Genomic DNA, 8,607 nt, shown 5'->3' on the forward strand with positions numbered 1-8,607 from the left:
ACATAGACCAGGCCCGACACCACCGGCGACACCGAAAACGGCAGGTCGATAAAGGCGCCAAGCAAGGCCTTGCCGGGAAACTCGAAGCGCGTCATGGCCCAGGCAGCTGCCACGCCAAACACCAGGTTCAACGGCACGGCGATCACCGCCACCAGCAGCGTGAGCTTGATGGCAGACAGCGCCTCGGGCTGCTTGATCGCCTCCAGATATGGCGCCACGCCCTGCCGAAAAGCCTCCACGAATACCGTTGCCAGCGGCAGCAGCAGGAACAGCACGAGAAAGACCAGCGCCAGGGCAATCAGCACCACGTGCACCACGCGGCGCGGCCACCCTACCGGGCGGGAACGCATCACGGCGCTCATAGCGATCGCTCCTGCCAGCGATGGCTCCAGCGCTGCAGCAGGGACACCAGCACCAGCAAGACAAACGATATCGTCAGCATGGCTACGCCCAACGCCGCAGCGCCCGCGTAGTCGAACTGTTCGAGCTTCTGCACGATCAGCAAGGGCGCGATTTCCGAGCGCATCGGGATATTGCCGGCGATGAAAATCACCGACCCGTATTCGCCGACGGCACGCGCAAGCGCCAACGCAAAGCCGGTCAGCAACGCCGGCGCAAGCATCGGCAGGATCACACGGAAGAAGGTTTGCCAGCGTTGTGCGCCGAGACTTTCGGCAGCTTCTTCGACATCGCTCTCCAGCGATGCCAGTACCGGTTGCAAGGTACGCACGACGAATGGAAAGCCCACGAACACCATCGCCACGAACACGCCCAGCGGCGTATAGGCCACCTTGATGCCCAAGGGTTCGAGCCACTGTCCCAGCCAGCCATTGGGCGCGTACAGCGTAGTGAGCGCGATGCCAGCTACGGCAGTCGGCAAGGCGAATGGAAGGTCTACCAGGGCGTCAAACAGGYGGCGTCCCGGAAAGCGATAACGCACCAGCACCCAGCCCACGAGAAGACCGACGACGGCGTTGACAAGGGCTGCGACCACCGCACCGACCACGCTCAGGCGCAGCGCGGCGAGCGTGCGGGGCGAAGACAGCAGGCGCAGCAGACCCTCGACACCAATCCCCGACGCTTTCCACGCCAGGGCCGCCAACGGCAGCAGGACGATCAGCCCGAGATAGGCCAGCGCGTAGCCCAGGCTGATGCCGAACCCCGGTAGCACGCGTCGACGCATGAACTCAGCTACCCACGCCCAGCTGATCGAAGACACCGCCATCGTTGAAGAACTTCGCCTGCGCCTGGCGCCAGTCGCCGAACAGATCGCTCAACGTGAAGGTATGCGTGACCGGGAACTGGCTGGCGTAGCGCGCAGACAGCTCGGGCGAACGCGGGCGATAGAAATTCTTCGCGGCGATCTCCTGGCCCTGCGGCGAATACAGGAACTCCACATAAGCCTGCGCCACCGCACGCGTACCGTGCTTGTCGACATTGCTGTCGACCACCGCCACGGGCGGCTCCGCCACGATGGTGATCGACGGCACCACGATCTCGAACGCGTTGTTGCCCAACTGCCGCTGGGCCAGCAGGGCCTCGTTCTCCCAGGCGATCAGCACGTCGCCGATGCCACGCTGCACAAAGGTATTGGTGGCGCCGCGCGCACCGGTATCGAGCACGGGCACGTGCTTGAAGAGCTCTTTCACATAGGCCTTGGCGGTCGCATCGCTGCCGCCGGGCTGCTTGAGCGCATAGCCCCAGGCCGCCAGGAAATTCCAGCGCGCGCCGCCGGAGGATTTCGGATTGGGTGTCACCACCTGCACACCCGGGCGCACCAGATCGGCCCAGTCCTTGATGCCCTTGGGRTTGCCCTTGCGCACCAGGAACACGATGGTCGAGGTATAGGGCGWGGCGTTGTKCGGCAGSYKCTTCTGCCAGTCCTTGGCCAGCAGGCCGCGATCGGCAATGGCGTCGATGTCGTAGGCCAGCGCCAGGGTCACCACGTCGGCGGGCAGCCCATCGACCACCGAACGCGCCTGCTTGCCCGAACCGCCATGCGACATCTGGATGGCGACGCTGTCGCCGTGCTGCGCCTTCCATTGCGCGGCAAACGCCGTATTGATCTGGCGGTACAGCTCGCGCGTGGGGTCGTAGGAAACGTTGAGCAGCGAGACATCCTTGGCGGCAGCGGCGGCCGTGAGCAGCACGCCGATGGCGACCAGCAGTACGAGGATGGACTTCTTCATGGCGCCTCCTGCGGAAGGGTGAAACGGCAGACTAGCGTTGGCGGAGGAACGGACGAAATCGCAATATGGCATATCCTCATGTCGCGACCCTGCGCAATATCAGCGCAGAATCGTCTGATTTGCGCTTCAGGGCAGCTCGCTCGCACTCTCGCGCGTGACAACGGCTGGTGACAGATGGACGGCCAGACGATGCGCTGCCGCGCGTATCTCCGGCATGGCCGTGCATTCCCACAGGTTGCCGCGCAACAACGATCCGATGGCGTACAGGCCGCGTTGCAGGCGGCCGTCGGCATGCACCAGCTGGCCGTCGGCCTGGGCCAGCACGCCCAGCTGCAAGGGGTCGGCGGTGGCAAGACCATCGCGCAGCAATTGCGACAACAGGTCGTGGGCGCCGTACGCCACGGCGGTGTCCAGGCCCGTCGCCTGGATCACCAGGTCCGCCTCCAGCACGCTGACCAATTGGGTCGCCCGTTCGCGCAAACTCACCTGCAGCGGCGCGGAGCCGTCTACATCGAGCACGCGTGCCGCCAGCACCTGCAACCTGCCCTCTTCCTGCAGCTGGTAAATCGCCTCGCCCGTGGCCGGCGCCATGCGATGACGCGCTGCTTCCCAGATCCAGCGCGCATGCCGCAGGAACTGGCGGCGCCGCGCATGCGTGAGCTGCTGCCAGAGCCGGGCATTGATCGGACGCATGCCGTCGATGATGCTGCGCCAGTCGGTGTCGCCAGCGTCGCTCAGTGCACGACGCACCAGATGGAACATGGCCGCGGCCCCGTCGCTGGCCAGCAGAGCCTGATTGAGCGCCTCCTGCTGCGCATACGGCGCCAACGGCAGCGCCGAATGGTTGAACGGCAGCAGGCCATGGCGCGATACCGCCACCAGTTCGGCGTGCGGCCATCTGATGGCCGCCGACAGCAGCGTATCAACCGCCGTCAGGCCGGTGCCGATCACCACCACCCGACGAGGCGCCTGCGGGTGGCGATCAAGGCGCCACGGGTCAAGTTCATAGGCGCCGCTGGCAAGCGCCGTGGTCGAGACGGTGCGCAACGGACGTTGGGCCAGCGCGCCCACCGCCAGCACCACATCACCCACTTCCAGCCAGCGATCGGCTCCCACGCGTACCGCATAGCCGCCTTCGCCGCGCGGCACGATTTCGCGCGCGCTCTGCGGGTGAATACGAAAACTGCGTCCGGCAYGGCGCGCCGCATCGATACGCGCGCCAACCTGCGCCTGGATGAAATCGCCAAACAGCCGGCGCGGTAGAAAATCCGTACCCTTCACCTGGCCCAGCTGCCGCGATGCATGCTGGAGAAAATCCTCGGCATGCTCCTGGAACACGCCCATGGAGGCCGCGCGCAYGTTCAACAGGTGCTGGTTGTCGCTGGTGCCATAGGCCACGCCGCGACCCGGTGCGTGCTGACCGACGATCCAGTGAACCGTGCCGCCATCGAATCGCGCGAGCAGCTCGCCGAACGCCGCCGCGCCTGCCGCCCCACCACCGATCACTGCCACATCAGCCATAACGCGATCCTCGAATGGGACACCAACCCCTGGCGGTCTGCCCGCAGGCAGATCACTACGCGTTGCGTCCCCCAGAAAGAAATCCCAGGTGAAAACAGCCTTCACATCCCAAGACCGTGATGCGGCTCGGTCGCCTCATCGGCTTCGTGCCGCATGCAGTGCAAGCACGTCAATGCATGGGGTAACAAGAAATCACAGCAGCCGTTAAGGCCGTGCTAGCCAACCGTGCAGTTGTGAAGCGGCTCATTCCCGGGAGGTTATGACGACACACTCGTCGCATGTCGCTGGGCAAGCACGGCGGATACGTCGGAAAGGCCTAGTCCGCGGGCCCGCAGCGTCACCGTGAGGTGGTAGATCAAATCGGCCGCTTCGCTGAGCAAGGCTTCGTCGTCCTGCGCCACGGCGGCAAGCGCCGTCTCCACGCCCTCCTCGCCCACTTTCTGCGCCATGCGACGTATGCCGCCTTCAAACAGCTTGGTGGTATAGCTGCCAGCGGGACGCTGCGTGTGTCGCTGCTCGATCAACGCATCCAGTTCAGCAAGGAAACCCAAGGGCGGTCGCACTTCTTCGCCGAAGCAACTGCTGGTGCCCTTGTGGCAGGTCGGTCCATGCGGCGCGGCTTGCAGCAGCAACGTATCGGCATCGCAGTCCATGCGCACCGATTTGAGCGTCAGCACATGCCCGGACGATTCGCCCTTGGTCCACAGGCGCTGCTTGCTGCGGCTGTAGAAAGTGACCTGGCCGATGCGCTGGGTCGCCTCCAAGGCCTCGGCATTCATATACCCCAGCATCAGCACCTCGCCCGTCAGCCAATGCTGGACGATGGCGGGCAACAGGCCGTCGCCTTTGTTCCAGTCGAGTTGGTCGGGATCGAGCGTAGTGGCGTTCATGGTGATTACCGGATATGGCGTGGTTACGTGCGTACAGCGACGCCCCACGCAGCAAGCGACTGCTTGAGCGCGGGAATGGCAATGGCGCCGGAGTGGAATACGCTGGCGGCCAGCGCACCGTCGACGTCGGCGGTGAGGAAGGCATCGCGAAAATGTTCCGGCGTGCCGGCGCCGCCGGACGCAATCAACGGCACCAGGCAAAACTTGCGCACGGCGGCAAGCTGCTCCAGATCGTAGCCCTGGCGCACACCATCGCTGCCCATGCAATTGAGCACGATCTCGCCGGCGCCGCGTTGCTGGGCTTCGACCAGCCAGTCCAGCGTGCGTCGCGGCAACGCCTGCGTGCGCGAGGGATCGCCGGTGTACTGGCGCACATGCCACTCCCCATCTGCATCGCGCAGGCTGTCGATGCCGACCACCACGCACTGCACGCCGAACGCTGCGGCCAGCTCGTCGATAAGATCGGGGCGCTCCAGCGCCGGCGAATTGACCGAGATCTTGTCCGCGCCCGCATGCAGCACGGCACGCGCTTCTTCCACGCTGCGAATACCGCCCGCGACGCAGAACGGAATATCGATGACGCTGGCGACCCGCTCGACCCAGCCGCGATTGACGCTGCGCCCTTCCGGACTGGCGGTGATGTCGTAGAACACCAGTTCGTCCGCGCCTTCGTCGCGATAGCGCAGCGCCAGATCCACGATCTCACCCATCACCACGTGATCGCGGAAGCGCACGCCCTTCACGACCTTGCCGTCGCGCACATCGAGGCAGGGAATGATGCGACGACTCAGCATGCCAGTGCCTCCTTCACGGTGAAGCGGCCTTCGAGCAGCGCACGACCAAGGATGACGCCCTTCGCGCCTGCATCGCGTGCGGCCCGGATGTCATCGAGCGAGCGGACGCCGCCGGAGGCCTGCACCGCCATCGTCGGCACCGTTGCTGCCAGATAGCGGTACAAGTCGAGATTGAAGCCGGCGAGCATGCCGTCGCGATCGATATCGGTGCACAGCAGGTGTTTGGCGCCGCGCTGTGCATACCACGGCGCGAGCTCGTCCAGCGTGCTGGACTCCGTCTCCGTCCAGCCGGCGCTGGGCAAGCGCCAGGCGCTGTCGCGATACAAGGTGTCCAAGGCCAGCGTGAAGCGATGGACGCCGCGCGCCGCGAGCCATCCTTCCACCATCACCGGATCGCGAATCGCCAGGCTTCCAAGGACCACGCGCGACACACCGGCGTCGAACAGCCGCTGCACGTCAGCTTCGCTTCGAACGCCGCCGCCAGCCTGGATATGCATGCCGTCGCTGGCAATCGCCTCGATCACCGCGAGATTTTCCAGGCTGCCGCCGCGGGCACCGTCCAGATCCACCAGATGCAACCATTGGGCGCCCGCTTGCGCGTAGTCGCGGGCAAGCGAACGCGGATCGACGTCATACGTCGTCTGCTGCTCGTAGTCGCCCTGCTTGAGGCGGACGACGCGGCCAGCGCGCAAATCGATGGCGGGGATGACGGTAAAGCTCATAGTTCGAGAAAGTTCTTCAGCAGACGGGCGCCGACCTTGGCCGAACGCTCCGGGTGAAACTGCATGCCGTGGAAGTTGCCGCGTGCGATGACCGAGCTGAAGTCGCCCCCAAAATCGGTGAGAGCCAGGGCGTAGTCGCCCGCGGGTACCGCATAGCTGTGCACGAAGTAGGCCCAGTCGCCGTCGTCCAGGCCATCCAGCAGAGCATGCTCACGTTGGCGCTGCAGGCGGTTCCAGCCCATGTGTGGCACGCGCAGGCCCGGTTGCTCGGTGAAGCGGCGCACGGTCGCAGGTATCACCCCGAGGCACGCGGTATCGCCCTCTTCCGAATGCTCACACAGTAATTGCATGCCCAGGCATACGCCCAGCACCGGCTGCGTCAGCGAACGCATCAGCGCCACCAAGCCGAGCTCATGCAGACGCGCCATGCCGGGACCTGCTGCGCCCACGCCCGGCAGGATCACCTTGTCGGCCATGCGAATGGTGTCGGCATCCGCAGTGAGCGACGACTCCACACCCAGGCGCTGCAACGCATAGCGCACCGAGCCGATATTGGTGCCGCCGGCATCGACCAGCACCACGCTCATCACAGTGCTCCCTTGGTGCTGGGCAGCTCGCTGCCTTCGCGTCGTATCGCCTGACGCAGGGCGCGCGCCACCACTTTGAAGCAGGCTTCCACCATGTGGTGCGCATTGTCGCCCTGCACGCTCAGATGCAGATTGGCGCCCAGCGTTTCGCACAAGGATCGAAAGAAATGCGGAATCAGTTCGGTAGGAATATCGCCCACGCGTTCACGCGGGAACTGGCCTTCGAAGACGAAATACGGACGCCCGGACAGATCCAGCGCCGCGCTCGCCTGCGCTTCGTCCATGGGCAGCACGAAACCGTAGCGGCCAATGCCGCGCTTGTCGCCCAGCGCCTGGCGCAAGGCCTGCCCAAGCGCCAGCGCGCAGTCTTCGATGGTGTGATGCTCATCGATATGCGTGTCGCCGTCGCAGCGCAGCGCGAGGGCGAAGCCGCCATGCTTGCCGATCTGTTCCAGCATATGGTCAAAGAAGCCCAGGCCGGTGTGGATCTGCGGTTCCGCGGTCTGGTCCAGATTCACGCTCACCGCGATGCGCGTTTCGCGCGTGTTGCGCTCCACGGTTGCCCGGCGCGGCGCGTCGAGCAACAGGTGCGCGACCTCGTCCCAGCCGAGGCCATTGGAACCCACCTGGAAGCCGCGTACACCCATGTTGGCGGCGAACTGCAGGTCGGTCTCGCGATCGCCGACCATGGCCGATGCCGCGCGACTCCAGCCGTCGTCCGCCAGGTAGTGGCGCATCATGCCAATGCCGGGTTTGCGGGTGTCCTTGCGCTCATGCAGGAAGCTGCGGTCGATCAGCACCTCGCTGATCTTGATACCTTGCGAGGCAAGGATGCGCATCAGCAGTTCATGCGGTCCGATGAAATCCTCTTCGGGAAAACTGCCGGTGCCCAGGCCATCCTGGTTGGTCACCATCACCAGCTCGTAGCCGGCGGCCACGCAGCGCTGCAAGGCAGCGATCACGCCAGGCAGCAGGGCGAATTTTTCAAAGCTGTCGATCTGGAAATCTTCCGGCTCCTCGATCAGGCAGCCATCGCGATCGATAAAGAGAATCTTGCGGCTCATGCACGTTGTCCTGAGGCTGATCCGTCCACTGTTGCCGTCGCTGTCTGCTGCAGCACCTCGAGCACCCGGTCGTTCTCTTCAGGCAAGCCAACGGTGATGCGCAGTGCGTCGCCCAGCCGCGGATAGCGGCGGATGTCTCGCACCAGGATGCCGGCGTCTCGCAGGCACTGATAGACGGCGGCGGCGTCATCGTGGCGGATGGCCAGAAAATTGGCGTGCGAAGGGAGTACTTCGCGGACGCCAGGCATTTCCGCAAGCGCGCGACGCATGCGTTCACGCTGTTCGCGCACGATGGCCATATGCGAACGAGCTGCGGCCTGCCCCTCGTCAGACAGGGCTTGCATGGCCAATGCCACACAGGGGCGCGGCAAGGGATAAGGCGCGATGATGCTTCGAAGCAAGCCGATGACGGCCTCGTTGGCCACCAGGCTGCCGATGCGTGCGCCTGCCAGCGCCCATGCCTTCGACAGCGTGCGCAGCACGGCGAGGTTGTCGAACTGGTTCACCAGCGAGGCCGCACTGGGCGCATCAGAGAATTCGAGATAGGCCTCATCCACCACCAGCAGCGCGCGATCGGCCAGCGCCTGAGCAAGACGCGTCACGTCACGCAAGGGCACCAACTGCCCCGTCGGATTGTTCGGCGTGCACACGAACACCAGCTTCACCGCTGGCGTGACGGCGGCGAGCACCGCATCCACATCCAGCGTGAAATCCGCCTGCAATGGCACGGCTACGATGCCGGCGTTCTGAATCTGGGCGCTCACCGCATACATGCCGAATGTGGGGGGCTGGATCGCGATCGCATCTTCACCGGCGCGGCAGAACGCGCGCACCAGCAGG

Annotated in this window: 10 protein-coding genes; all 10 read right to left on the reverse strand. The window is 65.0% G+C overall.

From position 1 onward, the window contains the following. Positions 1 to 362 (reverse strand): ABC transporter permease family protein (locus AC1DMG_RS17050; RefSeq protein WP_477180811.1); only part of this gene is annotated, 362 nt, incomplete at its 3' end. After that, entirely contained in the window at positions 359 to 1,183 is an 825-nt protein-coding gene (cysT, locus tag AC1DMG_RS17055) for a sulfate ABC transporter permease subunit CysT (protein ID WP_477180812.1), read from the reverse strand. The genes AC1DMG_RS17050 and cysT, both read right to left, overlap by 4 nt. 4 nt (positions 1,184 to 1,187) lie before the next feature. Continuing rightward, a complete protein-coding gene (locus tag AC1DMG_RS17060; RefSeq protein ID WP_477180813.1) occupies positions 1,188 to 2,189 on the reverse strand; it encodes a sulfate ABC transporter substrate-binding protein in 1,002 nt (333 codons plus the stop codon). A 126-nt stretch (positions 2,190 to 2,315) separates the two neighbouring features. Further along, positions 2,316 to 3,710, reverse strand: a complete 1,395-nt coding sequence (locus AC1DMG_RS17065) for an FAD/NAD(P)-binding protein (RefSeq protein WP_477180814.1) — start codon at positions 3,708 to 3,710, stop codon at positions 2,316 to 2,318. Positions 3,711 to 3,967: 257 nt separating this feature from the next. Beyond that, a complete protein-coding gene (hisIE, locus tag AC1DMG_RS17070) occupies positions 3,968 to 4,600 on the reverse strand; it encodes a bifunctional phosphoribosyl-AMP cyclohydrolase/phosphoribosyl-ATP diphosphatase HisIE (protein WP_441603390.1) in 633 nt (210 codons plus the stop codon). Between the two features lie 23 nt (positions 4,601 to 4,623). Then, positions 4,624 to 5,394: an imidazole glycerol phosphate synthase subunit HisF gene (gene hisF / locus AC1DMG_RS17075; protein WP_441603391.1), complete on the reverse strand. Its 771-nt coding sequence runs from the start codon at positions 5,392 to 5,394 to the stop codon at positions 4,624 to 4,626. After that, positions 5,388 to 6,116 (reverse strand): 1-(5-phosphoribosyl)-5-[(5-phosphoribosylamino)methylideneamino]imidazole-4-carboxamide isomerase, encoded by a 729-nt coding sequence (hisA, locus tag AC1DMG_RS17080; protein ID WP_441603392.1) that lies wholly within the window; start codon positions 6,114 to 6,116, stop codon positions 5,388 to 5,390. Before hisA ends, hisF begins: the two co-directional genes overlap by 7 nt. Next, positions 6,113 to 6,703: an imidazole glycerol phosphate synthase subunit HisH gene (hisH, locus tag AC1DMG_RS17085; protein WP_441603393.1), complete on the reverse strand. Its 591-nt coding sequence runs from the start codon at positions 6,701 to 6,703 to the stop codon at positions 6,113 to 6,115. The genes hisA and hisH overlap by 4 nt, the downstream gene beginning before the upstream one ends. Next, a complete protein-coding gene (hisB, locus tag AC1DMG_RS17090; RefSeq protein ID WP_441603394.1) occupies positions 6,703 to 7,767 on the reverse strand; it encodes a bifunctional histidinol-phosphatase/imidazoleglycerol-phosphate dehydratase HisB in 1,065 nt (354 codons plus the stop codon). The genes hisH and hisB overlap by 1 nt, the downstream gene beginning before the upstream one ends. After that, positions 7,764 to 8,607, reverse strand: an 844-nt coding sequence (gene hisC, locus AC1DMG_RS17095) for a histidinol-phosphate transaminase (RefSeq protein WP_477180815.1), incomplete at its 5' end; no start/stop codon positions are given. The genes hisC and hisB, both read right to left, overlap by 4 nt.

This window comes from Dyella sp. 01N36, from assembly GCF_056399745.1.